Source organism: Stenotrophomonas maltophilia (assembly GCF_039555535.1).
Taxonomy (GTDB): Bacteria; Pseudomonadota; Gammaproteobacteria; order Xanthomonadales; family Xanthomonadaceae; genus Stenotrophomonas; species Stenotrophomonas maltophilia_Q.
On sequence record NZ_CP154630.1, the window covers coordinates 3,995,764 to 4,013,151 of the forward strand.

10 protein-coding genes, 1 pseudogene and 1 riboswitch are annotated in these 17,388 nt (G+C 65.6%); of the genes and pseudogenes, 4 read left to right on the plus strand and 7 right to left on the minus strand.

What is annotated here, in order from left to right; all coding sequences use genetic code 11:
- Positions 1-99: 99 nt before the first annotated feature.
- The 5 genes and pseudogenes from AASM09_RS18465 to thiC all read right to left on the minus strand — a co-directional run bounded on the left by AASM09_RS18465 (position 100) and on the right by thiC (position 9,364).
- Positions 100-3,063, minus strand: a complete 2,964-nt coding sequence (locus tag AASM09_RS18465) for a TonB-dependent receptor plug domain-containing protein (protein WP_049429947.1) — start codon at positions 3,061-3,063, stop codon at positions 100-102.
- A 49-nt stretch (positions 3,064-3,112) separates the two neighbouring features.
- Entirely contained in the window at positions 3,113-4,012 is a 900-nt protein-coding gene (locus AASM09_RS18470) for a helix-turn-helix transcriptional regulator (RefSeq protein WP_049429948.1), read from the minus strand.
- Between the two features lie 114 nt (positions 4,013-4,126).
- Positions 4,127-6,461, minus strand: a pseudogene (locus tag AASM09_RS18475) (winged helix-turn-helix domain-containing protein).
- Between the two features lie 271 nt (positions 6,462-6,732).
- Positions 6,733-7,404: an ion channel gene (locus AASM09_RS18480; protein ID WP_100443676.1), complete on the minus strand. Its 672-nt coding sequence runs from the start codon at positions 7,402-7,404 to the stop codon at positions 6,733-6,735.
- 115 nt (positions 7,405-7,519) lie between these two features.
- Complete coding sequence (gene thiC / locus AASM09_RS18485; RefSeq protein WP_049429951.1) at positions 7,520-9,364, minus strand: phosphomethylpyrimidine synthase ThiC; 1,845 nt, start codon at positions 9,362-9,364, stop codon at positions 7,520-7,522.
- Positions 9,365-9,446: 82 nt separating this feature from the next.
- Positions 9,447-9,547: riboswitch (TPP riboswitch) on the minus strand.
- 254 nt (positions 9,548-9,801) lie between these two features.
- On the opposite strand from thiC, the gene AASM09_RS18490 reads away from it, so the two are divergent.
- On the plus strand, positions 9,802-11,379 hold the full coding sequence (locus tag AASM09_RS18490; RefSeq protein ID WP_049429952.1) for a BCCT family transporter: 1,578 nt from the start codon (positions 9,802-9,804) through the stop codon (positions 11,377-11,379).
- Positions 11,380-11,935: 556 nt separating this feature from the next.
- On the opposite strand, the gene ggt is transcribed toward AASM09_RS18490, so the two are convergent.
- Together ggt and AASM09_RS18500 are read right to left on the minus strand one after the other, a co-directional pair.
- Positions 11,936-13,654 carry a gamma-glutamyltransferase gene (gene ggt, locus AASM09_RS18495; protein WP_049428480.1) on the minus strand — a complete coding sequence of 573 codons (1,719 nt, stop codon included), beginning with the start codon at positions 13,652-13,654 and terminating at the stop codon, positions 11,936-11,938.
- Positions 13,655-13,725: 71 nt separating this feature from the next.
- Positions 13,726-14,058: a hypothetical protein gene (locus tag AASM09_RS18500; protein WP_152906558.1), complete on the minus strand. Its 333-nt coding sequence runs from the start codon at positions 14,056-14,058 to the stop codon at positions 13,726-13,728.
- Positions 14,059-14,343: 285 nt separating this feature from the next.
- Here AASM09_RS18500 and ilvC point away from each other — a divergent pair, with 285 nt between their 5' ends.
- The 3 genes from ilvC to AASM09_RS18515 are packed head-to-tail and all read left to right on the plus strand — an operon-like array spanning position 14,344 to position 17,327.
- A complete protein-coding gene (ilvC, locus tag AASM09_RS18505) occupies positions 14,344-15,318 on the plus strand; it encodes a ketol-acid reductoisomerase (RefSeq protein WP_049428481.1) in 975 nt (324 codons plus the stop codon).
- A 37-nt stretch (positions 15,319-15,355) separates the two neighbouring features.
- Entirely contained in the window at positions 15,356-17,092 is a 1,737-nt protein-coding gene (ilvG, locus tag AASM09_RS18510) for an acetolactate synthase 2 catalytic subunit (protein ID WP_049428484.1), read from the plus strand.
- The gene (locus AASM09_RS18515; protein WP_049428486.1) at positions 17,076-17,327 is read left to right on the plus strand and encodes an ACT domain-containing protein; all 252 of its coding nucleotides are present in this window, start codon (positions 17,076-17,078) and stop codon (positions 17,325-17,327) included. The genes ilvG and AASM09_RS18515 overlap by 17 nt, the downstream gene beginning before the upstream one ends.
- The last annotated feature ends 61 nt before the right edge of the window (positions 17,328-17,388 follow it).

A 17,388-nucleotide genomic window follows, 5' to 3' on the forward strand; every position in this document is an offset into this window, starting at 1 on the left:
AACCGCCCGATTCAGAGTTTCCCGACCCGGCTCTGCCAAACGCAAAGAGGACGGGCCTTGCGGCCCGCCCTCCTCGTCTTGCCTTCAGGCTTCGATGGATCAGAAGCGCTGGTTGTACTGGATGAACAGGAAGCGGTCGTAATCCAGCATCGGGTCCAGCTGCACGGCACTGGCGTTGGTCACCGCGTAGGTGATCGGCGGAGTCTTGCCGAACACGTTGCGGGCACCGACGGTCACGCTGCCGTTCCACGGGGCCTGCCAGGTGGCCGAGATGTCGTGATAGACGATTGCGCCCTTCTTGTTGGCACCCAGGCCACCGCTCCAGCCACCGTTCTCGGTGTAGTAATCCGGCTGGTTGCACTCCAGGCCATTTTCCTGGTCGTAGCAGAAGTCGCGGAAGCCGCCGTAGTAACGCATGGTCCAGGTGGCCGACAGGTCGCCCTTGGTCCAGGTAGTCGCCAGGGTGCCGCGGACACGCGGGTAGTTCCAATAGCCTGCGTAGTCATCCCATGCAGCACCCTTGGTGGCCTGCTGACGGAAGCTGGTCAGGTAGTTGGTGTCCAGGTTGAACGACAGGGTACCGAAGCTGTATTCCGGCATACGGTAGCGGACGCCGAAGTTGTAGCCTTCGGTTTCCAGCGAGCCCAGATTGGCGTTGCCGCGGCTCAGGCCGGTGACCTGCTGGCCATTGGCAACGTCGCCACGGCTGTACTGGTCACAGAAGGCCTGCACACCGTTCTGGTAGCACTGGTTCAGCACGTAGTTCGCCGACAGCGCGGTGATCACGTTGTCCACGGTGATCTTGTACCAGTCCAGCGAGACGTTCAGGCCGCTGACGAAGCTCGGGCTCCACACCAGGCCCGCGGTGCGGGTCTTGCTGGTTTCCGGCTGCAGCTTGTCGTTGCCCACGCCCGAGTTGAACGGGTTGTTACCCTGGGTGTCACGGGCACTGATCGGACGACCAGCAGCGTCGGTCTGACGGAAGTCGGACGCCAGGCCTTCAGCACCGCAACGGGCGGCAACGGCCGGGTTGCTGCGCTGGCCGAACACGGCATCACACGGATCGGTGAACTTGTCGAAGGTCTGCGAACCACCACCGAAGGTGTCGTCCAGGGTCGGGGCACGGAAGCCCTCGCCGTAGGTCGCACGCACCAGCAGGTCGTCGATCGGCTTCCAGGTCACGCTGAACTTGCTGTTGACCGTGTTGCCGAACTTGTCGTAGTCCGAGTAGCGGCTGGCGACATCCAGCGACAGCTCCTTGGCACCCGGCAGGTCACGCAGCAGCGGCACCATCAGTTCCAGGTAGAACTCGTTGGTCTTGTACTTGCCTTCGGTCGGCTGCGCGGCCAGCTCGGTGGTGTAACCCGAGGAGGACAGTGCGTCCGGATGATCGTAGCCCGACACTTCGCGATGCTCGTAACCGGCAGCGAAGGCGAACTCGCCCGCATCGCCCGGCATGTCGAACAGCGAACCGGTGATGTTGGCGAAGTACTGCTTGCTCTTGCTCTGGCCGGTCGAGTTCAGCAGGGTGTTGATGTACTTCAGCGCATCCGGGGTCGCGGCGCTGGCGCCGCCCAGCAGGTCGAACGGGACGCAGCTGCCCGGGCTGGTGCCCAGCGCGATCGGGTTGGCAGCGGTGCCGCACTGGGCGACGCCGTTGGCGTTGATGAACGACGGGCCGAGGGCATTCTTCAGGGCCAGCAGGTTGATGTTGCCCGAGCTGGTCTGGGTCACGTCGAACTGGTTGTAGTTGATGCCCACATCCCAGTCGAACGGACGGTTGTTGAAGTCGAAGTTGCCTTCCAGGGCCGCGTCGAAGTGCAGCGACTTGACGTTGTTCTGGGTGATGCGCGGCAGTTCGAAGATACGACGGCCCCAGCCACCGATGTCAACGCCGGCGCCCGGGTTGGCCCAGTTGCCCAGCGGGTTGTAGATGCTGTCCTTGCTGATCGCCACTGGGAACTGCGGCTGCGAGGTGCCGGTCAGCGGGTAGCCGGCGATCTGGCGCTTGGAATCGCGCTCGGAGTACATCGCCGTCGACTTCAGACGCAGGTTGTCGTTGATGTCGTAGCTGGCCGAGGTGAACATGGTCTTCGACTCAGCGCCCTGGTTCAGCATCATCTGCTGCGAGGCGTTGTAGTAGTCGTCCAGACCAATCAGGTGGTAGTTGTTGAAGTTGTTCGACGGCTGGCCAACGCCGACCGGGGTGTCCCACGAACCGGTGTGGTTGACCACCCAGGTGTTCGGGACCCACTTGCCAGCCTTGTTGTATTCGCCAGCACCGGCGGTGCCTTCGGCACGCGGATCGGTGAAACGGCCCCACGGGCCAGCCGGGCTCAGACCGTCTTCCTTGTGGCCCTGGCCATAGGAGTACTGGGTCAGGCCACGATCCTTGGCCCACACCGGATCTTCCTTGATGTAGTTCGCGCCGAACACGATCGAGGAGCGCTCGCCGCTGGCACCCAGGGTCAGGCTGTACTGGGTCTTGGAACCGTCGCCGTGGCTGTTCTGGCCATAGTAGGCACTGGCCTCGGCGCCGTCGAAGTTCTTGCGCAGGATGATGTTGACCACGCCGGAGATGGCGTCGGAACCGTAGATCGCCGAGGCGCCGTCCTTCAGGACTTCAATGCGCTCGATCAGCGAGGTCGGGATGGTCGACATGTCGGTGAAGCCGGCCAGGCTGGTGCTCCAGCGCTTGCCGTTGACCAGCACCAGCGTGCGCTGCTCACCCAGGTTGTACAGGCTGACGTACTGGCCGCCCTGTTCCGGGTTGGACGCCAGCACGGCCGCCTTGCTGAAGGTCTGGGTGCCTGCCACGGACAGGTTCTGCAGCAGGTCGCCGACGCTGACCAGGCCCGAACGCTGGATGTCCTCATGGCTTACGGTGAGGACCGGCTGGGAGGTTTCCACATCCACCGAGCGGATGCGGGAGCCGGTGACTTCCAGGCGATCAAGGGTGGTCGGGGCACTGGCTTCCTGTGCGGAAGCAAATGCCGGTGCCAGCGCCAGCGCAATGCCGGCGGGCAGCAGGCCCAGCCGCACGGCAGGGGTGCGAACGTTCATCAATCTCTCCAAGGTACGTGTTAGTAGCGTGTTAAAACGCTCCAGCACGTTACGATTGCGTTGCGATGCTGTATTTGCGCGACCCAACCGGAGACTTTGCAGAATGTGGCGGGAGCAAGCCACCGTTCTCCCTGAACCGGGAAGCAGACTGCCCGTAGCGGGCGCGGAAGGCCCTGGCGAAGCTGCAGCAGTTGTCGAATCCGCTGGCTGCAGCGACCTCGCCCACCATCATGTCGGTGTCGCGCAGCAGATCGGCGGCCCGCTCGAGGCGCAACCGTGCCGAAAGCGACTGGGGGCTCTCTTCATACAGGCTCTGGAAGGTCTTGGAGAGGTACCAGCTGGAGAAGTTGGTCAGCTCGGCGAGTTCGCCGATCCGCACTACGCGGTGGCTGTTGCCCTCCAGATAGAGACGGGCACGCTGCATGCGGCCGAACACCTGGCGCTTGCGGCTGCGCGAGCGACCGGGGCAGCGCTGTACGTTGTCGGCCAGGTCACGCTGCAGGCCGGCCAGATGCAACAGCAGCGGGCGCAGCGCCTGCGCAGGCAGGCCGCTGTCGAGCGCATCGCGCCACAGGCGCAGGGCAACGCGGGCGTCGCCGCGGCTCATGCGACCGCGACCGGCATACAGGCCGCAATCGGCCATCTCGGACAGCACCCGCATCGCCTCCGCATTCAGGCTGAGGCCCACGCACAGTCCGTTACGGCCGGCCTGCACCAGCGGGCGCGACTCCTTCTCGAAGGCGATCCACTCACCATGGCGCAGGCGGAAACGCCCTTCCTTGGCTTCCACCCAGGAACTGCCCCGGACCTGAAGCCAGACCGTGAAGCTTGACCCTGCCGTCTGCAGGCTGCCGAGCCGGGCCACGCCCATGCAGGTCGGCGCGAGATCGTCGAGCGCCTTGTCGAGGGAGACGGTTTGGCCACGATCGGCCAGCGAGAGTTGACGCATGGGGCACCACGGGTTTGCCTGATACAGGCTTCCGTTTTGCCTAATCAGGCGTCAGCCCGTCAGGAAAATCCGCCGAGATCGCCACGAATTCGCGGCGAGAACTCCACGAAGAAATCACGAAGAGATATTTTTCTTCAGGATCAATGACTTGAGAAATGCCGGGAACAGTGCTGGCGTCGACCGGGGCAGCTGCATGACGCCGATGTCGGCACCATCGCTGACCGCCAGGGCGACGTACAGATCCCGGCCATCGGCGCTGGCACTGATACCGTTGCCCGCGCTGAGCCGCTGCCGGTCCAGGCAGCGCTCGGGGGCTTCGGTCCCGGCCTGGATATGGATCAAGGTCGTACCGCACTCGGTCGAGTTGCCGAGATACCCGATGCCGCCGGTGCCTGCCACCGTCCAGGTGCGATAGCGCCAGCGGCTGGGCCTGTCTTCACTGACCTGCTGCACGCTGGCCGGGGACAGCGCCGCATCCACCGACCACAGGCCACCGGACGCCAGGCGGGTGAACAGCACGCGGCCATCGCCCCGATCGAAACGTGCCTGGGAGACGCCGTCGATGCTGGCCAGGCGGCGCCAGGGGGTCACGCTGCGATCGAACAGGCTCAACCGGGTGCGCTGCTCTGCATCGCGCTCGACCACCAGCAGCTGTTCCGGGGTTGCCCCGTACAGGGCCTGCAGGGGCTGATCCACCGGAACCGGCAACGACTGCAGGTGTTCGTCGCGCGGGGCGATCTCGTAGACCACCGTACGCCCATGCTCATCGCGCCCGACCACCAGCAGCTGGCGGCTGTCGGCCGACCAGTCCGGCGCCTGCCGCCCCTCCGGGCGCAGGCCCTCGATCGGCCGCAGTGAATCGGGCCGCTGCATGTCCGCCCACCAAAGCGCGAAACTGCCGGAACGATCGGAGGTGAAGACCAGTTGGCGACCGTCGGGCGCCGCCATCGGCTGCCCGTCACGCCCGCTGGACGCAAACAGCCGCTCGGCGCTGCCACCGGCCATCGGCACCTTGAACACGCCGAACTGGGCACGGCGGTGAACGAAAGCCAGCACGTCGCCGTGGCGTGACACCGCAGGCCATTGTGCGTCGTCGAGGCCGGCATCACGCAAAGTGCGGCGCTCGACATCCAGGTAGTACAACCGCACTTCGCTGTCCACGCGCCGGCCGAACACGATGGTGCGCCCATCGCCCAGCCAGGCCCAGCCACGCTGTTCGGCCGATTCGTTGGTCAACTGCTCCAGTTCACCGCCTCCGGCCGGCATCCGCCACAGGTCGCCCATCTGCGGATTGCGCACGAACACCAGCCACTTGCCATCGGGCGAGTAGCGTGGCGCGTAGTCAAAATCATCCTGGTCGACCGCATAGTCCAACGCCCGCCACTGGCCGCTGGCCAGGTCGAGCACACGGATGCCGCGATGGGCATAGCGGCCCACCATGCTGCCAAAGACCAGGCCACGGCCATCCGGCGTCCAGTCGAAGCTGAGCAGCTCGGTTCCGTCGCAACGGGTCGCCTGGCGCACACCGCCGCCGGTAGCGCTGGCGATCAGCACCTGGCAACCGCCGTCGGCTCCAAAGCGGGCAAAAGCGATCTCGCGCCCGTCCGGTGACCAGCTCGGGAAGCGGTCACTGGCCCCCTTCGGCGGCAGCGCCAGCTGCCGGGCCGGCGCATTGCCCGAGGTCTGCACCTTGATCGCGCCACCACCGGTCCCCGCCATCCTCGTTGGCGCCTTCGTAGGCAACCTGGGAGCCATCCGGCGAAAGCGTGGGATAGGTTTCAAAACCACTGGTGGCGGTGATCAGGCGATAGGGACGCTGCGGGCTGCCGATCACCCGCACGCCGTTCTCGACCGCGGCATCCACCGGTGAACTCGACTCCGGCCCACGCCGGAGCAGCAATGTGGCCATGACCAGCAGCGCGGCCAGCATCATCACCCCCAGCACCCACAACAGCTGGCGGCGCAGCTGGCGCCAGCCACGCCGGCGCGAAGGCGCTGCCGGCACGGCCATCGCCGGAATCACGCCGGCACCGTCCGGCGACGGCATCACGCCCGCAACGGCCACCGCGTCCACTTCCGCCACGGGATCGACGTCGTCCAGCGCCTGCACCGGTACCAGCAGCCGATAACCGCTCTTGGCGATGGTCTCGATGTAGGCCTGGCCGTTGTCGTCGTCGTTGGCGAACGCCTTGCGCAGCTGGGTGACGGCCTGGGTCAGTACGTCATTGGTCGGCAACGTATCGGGCCAGACCTCGGCAAACAGCTCTTCACGGGTGACCACTCGCCCAGGCTGCCGCATCAACACGCGCAGTACGCCCAGCGCTTTCGGCGTCAGCCGCCGGGGACGGCGCGCGCCTTCAACCTCGACCTCACGCGAGGACAAGGTAATGACGCAGTCGCCGACCTGCACTCGGTCGGCCTCAATGGGCGCGAGTTCGCTGCTGTTCATTTTCCGCTATACAGTAGGGACGGGACCTGGGCAGGGCTCACCAGCAATACCGTCCCCACCGTCCCTGGACAGGGTCATCGAAAAGCCAGATTCCGCACAAAGCATCGGCGCATACCGCAAAAACAATAACGCCCCCGGATATTAGCCTAAGCCGGTTACCCCGCCTATGACGGGGTCGACACTCAGGCTCTCTCTCTCGCCGACGCATTCACATAATCTGCATCACTATTCGCGCCCTTTTGGGCGCGAAATTTTTATCTGGCGTTCATTTTCACATGCGCCGAAGCATGGTCAACCCGACCAGACGCGACACCACAAGGCCGATATACATGACGCCTGCGAACTGTTCGAGCATCACCAGGGCCCGTGCCTGCGGGTGCAGCGGCACGACGTCGCTCAATCCAACGCCGGACAACAAGCTGAAGCTCAGATAAAGCAGCTCCATCCAACTGCGCTGATCACCGCCGCTGGCGCCATGGAAACTGCCGGGATACCACTGCTGGCACACCGCGAACGCGAAAGCAAACGCCCAGGCCAGCAGGGTGAAGGTTGCCCCGGCCGCGAACAGTTCGTCGCGGGTGACTTTATGATCCTGCAGCATGTAGGCGATCAACGCGCCCGCCGTATAGAAGTACAGCAGGCTCTCCAGCAGCTGGGCGGTGGTCAGCAGCCCGCTGCGGTCCAGCAGGGCACCGGCCAGTGAGAACACCACCGAGGGAATGGCCAGCAGCAACGCCAGCCAGGTTCCCAGCGGGCTGCGCTGGACCACCCACAGCGCCAGGCCCAGTACCGCCATGCCGAACATGCCCAGCGCTGCACGGCCACCGGCAGTGTCGTCGAGCGCCGGGTACAACAGCACCGCCAGCAGTTGCGCACCCAGCAGCCAGGCCGAGGGGTGGCGGCGGGCGATCGCCAGCCAACGGGTGGTCAGAGCAATGGGCATGGCGTCCTTTCCACGGGGCGATGGCCGGAGCATAGCGGGTAGCGCCGGGCTACGCCCGGCGGCTTTCCGGGACCGATGCGCTCGCCGGGCGGCGCCCGGCGCTACCTGCGCGGCATCACCCCTGGTGGTAGACCTCTGCACCTGCGGCGCGGAATTCGGCGGACTTCTCCTTCATGCCGGCCTCGGCGTAGTCACGCACATCCTGGGTGATCTTCATCGAGCAGAAGTGCGGGCCGCACATCGAGCAGAAGTGGGCCAGCTTGTGCGCATCCTTCGGCAGTGTCTCGTCGTGGAATTCCTTGGCCTTCTCCGGATCCAGCCCGAGATGGAACTGGTCCTCCCAGCGGAACTCGAAGCGCGCCTTGCTCAGTGCATTGTCGCGTACCTGCGCGCCCGGGTGTCCTTTGGCCAGGTCCGCCGCGTGCGCGGCAATGCGGTAAGCCATGATGCCGTCGCGCACGTCCTGGCGGTTGGGCAGGCCGAGGTGCTCCTTCGGCGTCACGTAGCAGAGCATGGCCGTACCGAACCAGCCGATCATCGCCGCACCGATCGCGCTGGTGATGTGGTCGTAGCCCGGCGCGATGTCGGTGGTCAGCGGCCCCAGCGTGTAGAACGGCGCTTCGCCGCACTCACGCAGCTGCTTGTCCATGTTCTCCTTGATCAGCTGCATCGGCACGTGGCCGGGGCCTTCGATCATGGTCTGCACGTCGTGCTTCCAGGCAATCTTCGTCAGCTCGCCCAGCGTCTCCAGTTCACCGAACTGCGCTGCATCGTTGGCATCGGCGATGCAGCCCGGGCGCAGGCCGTCTCCCAGCGAGAAGGTCACGTCGTAGGCCTTCATGATTTCGCAGATCTCTTCGAAATGCGTGTAGAGGAAATTCTCCTTGTGGTGCGCCAGGCACCACTTGGCCATGATCGAGCCACCGCGGCTGACGATGCCGGTGACCCGCTTGGCGGTGAGCGGCACGTAGCGCAGCAGTACGCCGGCGTGGATGGTGAAGTAGTCCACGCCCTGCTCGGCCTGCTCGATCAGCGTGTCGCGGAAGATTTCCCAGGTGAGCGCCTCGGCACGGCCATCGACCTTTTCCAGCGCCTGGTAGATCGGCACGGTACCAATCGCCACCGGCGAGTTGCGGATGATCCATTCACGGGTTTCGTGGATGTGCTTGCCGGTGGACAGGTCCATCACCGTGTCGCCGCCCCAGCGGATCGCCCACACCAGCTTCTCCACTTCCTCGGCGATGCCGGAAGACACGGCGCTGTTGCCGATGTTGGCGTTGATCTTGGTGAGGAAATTGCGGCCGATGATCATCGGCTCGCTTTCCGGATGGTTGATGTTGTTGGGCAGCACCGCACGACCACGGGCGATCTCGTCGCGCACGAACTCAGGGGTGATGATCTTCTGGATCGACGCACCGAACGCTTCGCCCGGGTGCTGCTGCAACAGGCCGGCATCGCGGATCGCGTCCAGCCGCTGGTTCTCGCGGATGGCGACGAATTCCATTTCCGGGGTGATGATGCCGCGCCGCGCGTAGTGCATCTGGGTGACGTTGGCGCCGGAACGCGCACGTCGCGGCAGGCTGCGCGCGGGGAAGCGCACGGCATCGAGCTTCGGGTCATGTTCGCGGTCGCGGCCGAATGAAGAGCTGAGGCCGTCGAGCTGTTCGGTGTCCCCGCGTTCCTCGATCCACGCACGGCGCAATGCCGGCAGGCCCGCGGAAAGATCGACGCGGGCCTGCGGATCGGTGTACGGGCCCGACGTGTCGTAGACCGTCACCGGCGCATTCTCTTCGCCGCCGAACAGCGTGGGCGTGCGGGTCAGCGCGATCTCGCGCATCGGCACCTGCAGGTCCGGGCGCGAACCGGGCACATGGATCTTGCGCGAGCCGGGAATGGGCCGGGTCACCGATTCGGAGAGTTGCTGGGCCTGTTGCTGCAGGGCGGAGAGCTGTGCGTTCATCGGGCATCGTCCAGGAAGGTCAGGGACGAAGCGGCGGCGCACGGCACCCGCGCACGGGCGGTCCTTGGGCGGAGTCCGGGCACGGCTGCATTGCAAAGCTTCCCTACGCCGGTATGAGCCGGATCAGGTTCCAAGGGACTGTCTCAACCGTGGCCACATGGCTCGGTACCCCCGCTTCTTGCTGCGCATTAGAGCATAGACCGCCCGCCTCCGGGGTCGGATCCGCTTTCCCGCGGAACGCGGATCCGACCCCGATCGGCATTCGTTAACGGAACCATGACGCCGCGTTCAGTAACGTGCACGCCCATCGCGTCGCTGAGATCGATGCGTTCCCCGCCGCCTTCGCGGCCCCTGCCCGGCGCGTGCTGCATGCCGCCGGCCCTTCGCTGCAAGCTCTGCTCGCTCCCCTCAATCCCCTTGATCGGAGAAGCTCCTTCATGGTGTTTCGCGTTTCCATCGCGCTGGTTCTGTTGCTGGTGCTGCTGGCCGGCATCGCGCCCGGCCCCTTCAATACCGTTGTGCAGTCCATGCTGGCCGAGGTCATCCGCAGTGTCGGCTGGCTGTACCTGCTGGTGGTGTTCCTGGCGCTGGTGTTCCTGATGTACCTGGCCTTCGGCCGCTTCGGCAACTTGCGCATCGGTGGCGAAGATGCCGAGCCCGAGTTCTCGCGTGCCAGCTGGATGTCGATGCTGTTCGCCGCCGGCATGGGCATCGGCCTGGTGTTCTGGGGCGCGGCCGAGCCGATTTCCCACTTCGCCAAGCCGCCCGAGGGCCTGGCGCCGCAAAGCCTGGATGCGGCGCGCGCATCGATGCGCTATGCGTTCTTCCACTGGGGCCTGCATCCGTGGGCGATCTATGCGCTGATCGGCCTGGCGATGGCCTGGTTCCAGTTCAACCGCAATGGACGCGGCCTGGTCAGCGACATGCTGCAACCGATCATCGGCCGTCACCATCGCGGCTGGATCGGTCGGGTGGTCAACATCGCCGCCGTCGTTGCCACCGCGATCGGTGTCGCTACCACGCTCGGCTTCGGCACCATCCAGATCGCCGCCGGTATCGAACGCGTGTTCGGCGTGCAGGCCACGGTCGCGGTGCAGATGACCATCATCGCCGTCGCCTTCGTGCTGTACATGGCCTCCACCGCCAGCGGCGTGGAGCGCGGGGTGAAATGGCTGTCCAACTTCAACCTGGCGTTGGCTGCGCTGCTGGCAGCCATCCTGCTGGTGCTTGGACCGACCGGCTTCATCTTCGATACGTTCACCACCACGCTGGGCTCCTACCTCAACCAGCTGGTGACGATGAGCCTGCGCATGTCACCTTTCTCCGGCAGCACCTGGGTGGCGGACTGGACGATCTTCTACTGGGCCTGGTGGATCTCGTGGGCACCGTTCGTGGGATCGTTCATCGCGCGCATCTCGCGCGGCCGCAGCGTGCGCGAGTTCGTGATCGGCGTAGTGCTCGCGCCGACGCTGCTGGGCTTCTTCTGGTTCGCGGTGTTCGGCGGCACCGCGCTGTGGGCACAGATCTTCGGCCACGCCGATCTGGTGCAGGCGCTGGGCAATGGCTACGAAACGGTGCTGTTCACGCTGTTCGACAGCATGCCGCTACCGCTGTTGCTGTCGTGCATCGCGCTGGTGCTGCTGATGATCTTCTTCGTGACTTCGGCCGATTCGGCGGTACTGGTGCTGGCCAGCATGTCCACCGACGAGGCTGGCGACCCACCGTTGAAGCGCAAGCTGGCCTGGGGCATTGCGGTGGCATTGATCGCAGCGGCGTTGCTGCTGGCCGGTGGACTGGACGCGCTGCAGGGCATGATCACGATTGCCGCGCTACCGTTTGCCTTGCTGATGGTGCTGGTGATGGTGTCGCTGTACCGGGTGCTGGACCAGGAGTACACGCGCGAGCGGCGGCAGGCGCAGCGCCAGCGGCACATGATTGACGCGTGGATCGCACGCGAGATGGCGGCGCAGGAGGAGACCCAGGCGGGGGCGGCGCGCGCGCAGGATCGGGATTGAGGGTGTTTTGCAGCCTGCGGCTGCACCGCTTCTTTCAAGCAAGTGCAAGTGCAGAAGCCAAGGCGGCTCTGGGTTTCTGCTGGTTGGGGGAGCGGTGTGGGTGGGCAGGACACGCCGTAAACCCATCCCTGGGGGCTCGATGGCGCCATTCATGGCGCCAACGGTCCTGCCAACCCACACCGCTCCCCCCGACAGATTCCCGGTGACGGTTGGTCCATCCACGCGATGCGTGGATGGGGTGTATCGGAAAACAAGAAGGGGCCGGATCCGTTTTCCTTTGGAAAAACGGATCCGGCCCCAACCCACAGCGCGCGGCTGTTGCTGTTGCCTTTGCTTTTGATCTTTTTCTTCTTCTTCCTGCGGTGGCGGCCGCAGGAAACTGTCAGGGGCCGGGCGGGTGGGCTGGGCGGGGGTGTCCGCGGCATGGATGCCGCGGCCAAGCCTACAAGGACGTACTTGCGGCGTCCCCCGACCAGCCCACCCGCCCGGCCCAATCACATGATCCCGCTTTCCGGAACCCACCGCAGAGGGGGCTGAGCCCGGTGGCCGGGAAACCTCAATACCCCGCCGCCTGCCCATCCTTGCGACTCTCCGACGCGCCGTAATACACGCCGGTTTCCGGATCACGCATGATCGCCTGGTACCCACCATACGGACCATCGGCGAACACGATGCGATGCCCCTTGCGCATCAGCGCGCGCACGGTCTCGTACGGGAAGCCGGTTTCCAGATTCACTTCGCCACCGTCGGTCATCGCCATCGCCTGCCCGGTCGGCTCGGTGGAACCTTCGTGCTGGATGCGCGGTGCGTCGCCGGCTTCCTGCAGGTTCATCCCGAAGTCCACCAGGTTCATCACGATCTGCGCGTGGCCCTGCGGCTGCATCGCGCCGCCCATCACGCCGAAGCTGGCGTACGGCTTGCCACCCTTGGTGATGAAGGCCGGAATGATGGTCTGGAACGGGCGCTTGCCCGGCGCATAACCGTTCGGATGATTCTTCTGCAGCACGAACATCTCGCCACGGTCCTGCAGGATGAAGCCCAGCCCCGGCGGCGCCATGCCACTGCCCATGCCACGGTAGTTGGACTGGATCAGCGACACCATCATGCCGTCGGCGTCGGCCACGGTCATGTAGATCGTATCGCCCTCCTCCAGCTGCTTCGGTGTGCCCGGCTGTACTTCCTTCAAGGCCTTGTCCATCGAGATCAGCGCGCGACGCTGAGCCGCGTACTCCTTGGAGATCAGTTTCTGCACCGGTGCCGGCTGGAACGCCATGTCAGCGTAGAAACGCGCACGGTCGGCGAAGGCCAGCTTCTTCGCTTCCACGAACAGATGCACATGCTCGGGTGAGCCGAACGGAATCTTTGAAAAGTCGTAGCCTTCCAGCACGTTGAGAATCTGCAGCGCAGCGATGCCCTGGCTGTTCGGTGGCAGCTCCCACACGTCGTAGCCACGGTAGTTGCTACTGACCGGTTCGACCCACTCGCCATGGTGATCAGCCATGTCCTGGTAGCTCAGGTAGCCGCCGTTGGCCTTGAAGTAATCGCCGATGGTGTGGGCGATCTCGCCCTTGTAGAAGGCATCGCGGCCGCCATCTGCAATCTTCTGCAGAGTGCTGGCCAGGTTCGGGTTCTTCCACATCTCGCCCTTGCGCGGAGCGTGGCCGTTGATCGTGAACTGTTCCTTGAAGCCTGGGTACTGCGACAGCTTGGGCACCGAGCGGTCCCAGTAGTAGGCGATCACTTCGGCCACCGGGTGCCCTTCGCGGGCGTAACGGATGGCGGGGGCCAGGTTGTCGGCCATCGGCTTCCGGCCAAAGCGGTCGTGCAGGGCGAACCAACCATCGACCGCGCCGGGCACCGACACCGGCAGCGGGCCGGTGGCCGGGATGTCCTTCAGGCCGCGGCGCTGGAGCTCAGCCAGGGTCAGCGATTTCGGCGAGCGGCCCGAACCGTTGTAGCCATAGAGCTTCTGCGTCTTCGGGTCCCAGACGATGGCGAACAGGTCGCCGCCGATGCCGTTGCCGGTGGGTTCCATCAGGCCGAGCGCGGCGTTGGCGGCAATCGCCGCGTCCACTGCCGAACCGCCGCCCTTCATCACGTCCAGCGCGATCTGGGTGGCCAGCGGCTGCGAGGTCGCGGCCATCGCGTGCGGGGCGATCACCTCCGAACGGGTGGCGAAGGTCTGGCCGGTGATGCGGTCGGCGGCGAAGGACAGTGCAGGCACCGCGGCGAGCACGGCGGCGGCGAGCAGGGAACGGGCAAGGCGTCGGGACACGGTCGGGTTCCGATGGAAGGGTGGTTCCCCGATCTTCGCCGCTGTGGCCTTCACGCGGTATCGGGCAGAGGTCATGGGCGATGGTCTTTCGGTGGGTGCGGACCCAGATCCACATCCACCAGGGCGACAACAGCCCGGAATCCGCGCAAAAAGCGCACTGAAAGGAGTGAATTCGGGTTCACCGAAACACTTTCAGCAGCAACCATCCTTGTGCCGCAAGCGATTGCGCTGGATGCAGCGGAAACCGAGAAAAAATCTGCCGCCAGGGTTGACACTGCCGAAATGGCTGTGTTTCTCTCGATCACATGTTGCATCACAACACGCCACCGCGAACCCACATTGAAGCCGCCGACACCGGCGCCGCCTCGCAGCGTTCGATTCTTGTGCTCGTACTTATTACCCAACCAACAGGTGCGGGACGAGCCAGCGTGTAAGCAACAAACACACCGGAACTCATTAAAACCCGCACCTGCCCCGGTGCGGGTTTTTTAATTTCAGGACCTGGTTTCAGACGCAACCACCATGAACAACGCCAACTTCAAAACCTGGACCAGCACCGCCACGACGCCTCGTGGTGGCTGTGCCTGTGCGACGCATGGCGCCTCCCCCACCGCTTTCCCCTGACCGGCCGGCACGTCACCTCGACGACCGGCCGTTCTTTTTTCTTCCCACCGCAAGGAACCTCCCCCATGAGCACCAACGACCTGCCCCAGACCAAGATCGCCGTCATCGGCTACGGCAGCCAGGGCCGCGCCCACGCGCTGAACCTGCGCGAATCCGGCTTCGACGTGGTGGTAGGCCTGCGTCCGGGCGGCCCCACCGAGGTCAAGGCGCAGGCCGATGGCTTCACCGTCAAGGCACCGGCCGAAGCCGTGAAGGATGCCGACCTGGTCGCCGTGCTGACCCCGGACATGGTGCAGAAGAAGCTGTACGACGACGTGCTGGCGCCGAACATGAAGCAGGGTGCGGTGCTGCTGTTCGCGCACGGCCTGAACGTGCACTTCGACATGATCAAGCCGCGCGAGGACCTCGACGTGGTGCTGGTCGCACCCAAGGGCCCCGGCGCGCTGGTGCGCCGCGAGTATGAAATCGGCCGTGGCGTGCCGTGCATCTGGGCGGTCTACCAGGACAAGAGCGGCAAGGCGGCCGAGTACGCCCTGGCCTATGCCGGTGGCCTCGGCGGTGCCCGCGCCAACCTGATCCAGACCACGTTCAAGGAAGAAACCGAGACCGATCTGTTCGGCGAGCAGGCGGTGCTGTGCGGCGGCGCTTCGGCGCTGGTGCAGGCCGGTTTCGAGACCCTGGTCGAAGCCGGTTACCAGCCGGAGATCGCCTACTACGAAGTGCTGCACGAGCTGAAGCTGATCGTGGACCTGTTCTACGAAGGTGGCATCTCGCGCATGCTGGAATTCATCTCCGAAACCGCGCAGTACGGTGACTACGTGAGCGGCCCGCGGGTGATCGACGCCGGCACCAAGGCGCGCATGAAGGAAGTGCTGAAGGACATCCAGGACGGTACTTTCACCAAGAACTGGGTGGCCGAGTACGAAGCGGGCCTGCCGAACTACAACAGGTTCAAGCAGGCCGACCTGGAGCACCCGATCGAGAAGGTAGGCAAGGAACTGCGCGCCAAGATGGTCTGGTTGCAAGGACAGGCCGCGTAACCACGCGGCCTCCCCCACCCGCTCTGCAAGGTCCCCCATGAACTCTCCCACACACCGCAGCGCGCCGCCCAACGGCGCGCGCTGGCTGACCCAGGCGCTGGAGGCCGAGGGTGTCCGTACACTGTTCGGCTATCCCGGCGGCACCATCATGCCGTTCTATGACGCGCTGGTGGATTCGTCGCTGAAGCACATCCTGGTGCGCCATGAGCAGGGCGCGGCGCTGGCCGCCAATGGCTTTGCCCGCGCCAGCAACCAGGTGGGCGTCTGCGTGGCCACCTCCGGCCCGGGCGCCTCCAACCTGGTCACCGGCATTGCCGACGCGATGCTGGATTCGGTGCCGATGGTCTGCATCACCGGCCAGGTCGGCACCCCGCTGCTGGGCACCGATGCCTTCCAGGAGCTGGATGTGTTCGGCCTGACGATGCCGATCGTCAAGCACAGCTGGCTGGTGCGCAGCGTCGATGACCTGCCGCGCGTGGTGGCCGACGCCTTCCGCATCGCGCGCGAAGGCCGCCCCGGCCCAGTGCTGATCGATCTGCCCAAGGACGTGCAGTTGGCCGATGCCAGCCATCTGCCAGCGCACGTGCCGAGCAGCGTCGAACCGCCGCCGTCGCCGGCCGAGGCCGCCATCGCCGAGGCCATCGCCGCACTGGCGGCCGCCGAGAAGCCGGTGGTCTACGCCGGTGGCGGCATCGCGCTTGGCGATGCGGTGCAGGACCTGCGCGATTTCGTCGAGGCCAGCGCCATCCCCACGGTGATGACCCTGCGCGGGCTGGGCGCACTGCCAGCCAACCACCCGCAGTCGCTGGGCATGCTGGGCATGCACGGCACCCGCGCGGCCAACATGGCGGTGCAGGAAAGCGACCTGCTGCTGGTGCTGGGTGCACGCTTCGACGATCGTGCCACCGGCAAGCTGGCCGAATTCGCACCGTTCGCCCGTGTCGTCCACATTGATGCCGACGCCTACGAGATCTCCAAGCTGCGCAGCGCCGATGTCGCTGTGCCTGGCAATGTCGGCCATGCCATCCGCGCCCTGCGTGCGGCCTTCCCCTCCCCCAAGGCCCACCAGGACGCATGGCGCAGGCGCTGTGCACAGCATCGCGATCGTTTCGCAGCGCGCTACGACGCACCGGGCCAGCACATCTACGCCCCGGCGCTGCTGAAGCGCCTGAGCGAACTGGCACCGGCCGATGCGGTGATCGCCTGCGATGTCGGCCAACACCAGATGTGGGTGGCGCAGCACTGCCGCTTCAACCACCCGCGCAACCACCTGACCAGTGGCGCGCTGGGCACCATGGGCTTCGGCCTGCCGGCCGCAATGGGCGCGCAGTTCGCCTGCCCGGACCGCACCGTGGTGCTGGTCTCCGGTGATGGCAGCTTCATGATGAACGTGCAGGAGCTGGCCACCATCGCGCGCTGCCGCCTGCCGGTGAAGATCGTGCTGCTGGACAACAGTTCGCTGGGCATGGTGCGGCAGTGGCAGGAGCTGTTCTTCGCCGAGCGTTACAGCGAGATCGACCTGTCCGACAACCCGGACTTCGTGGCGCTGGCGCAGGTGTTCGGCATTGCCGCGACCCGCATCGATGCACGCGATGACGTCGAGGGTGGGCTGGCCGCGCTGCTGGCCGAGCCGGGCCCGGCGCTGCTGCACGTGGCCATCGATGCACGCGCCAACGTGTGGCCGCTGGTGCCACCGAACACCGCCAACAGCACGATGCTGGAAAGCAACCCTGCCCACGCCCGCCAGGAGACCCCCAATGCACTACCGGCTTGACCTGGTGCTGCACCCGGCCGAAGGCGCGCTGCTGCGCGTGATCGGCATGGCCGAGCGTCGCGGCTTCGCGCCGCGCGCGATCAGCGGTGCGCCGGTGGCCGCCGACGACGGCCGCTGGCACCTGCAGCTGGTCGTCGATGGCCAGCGCCCGGCGGAAACGCTGTGCCGGCAGATCGAGAAGATCTACGACTGCGTGTCCGTGCAGGTCACCGCCGTGGAAGGAGTATCGCCATGAACACCCGTACCGTAGCGACCACGGTGCCGGTACGGAGGCGTCTTCTTCGCCGCCCGCGCCC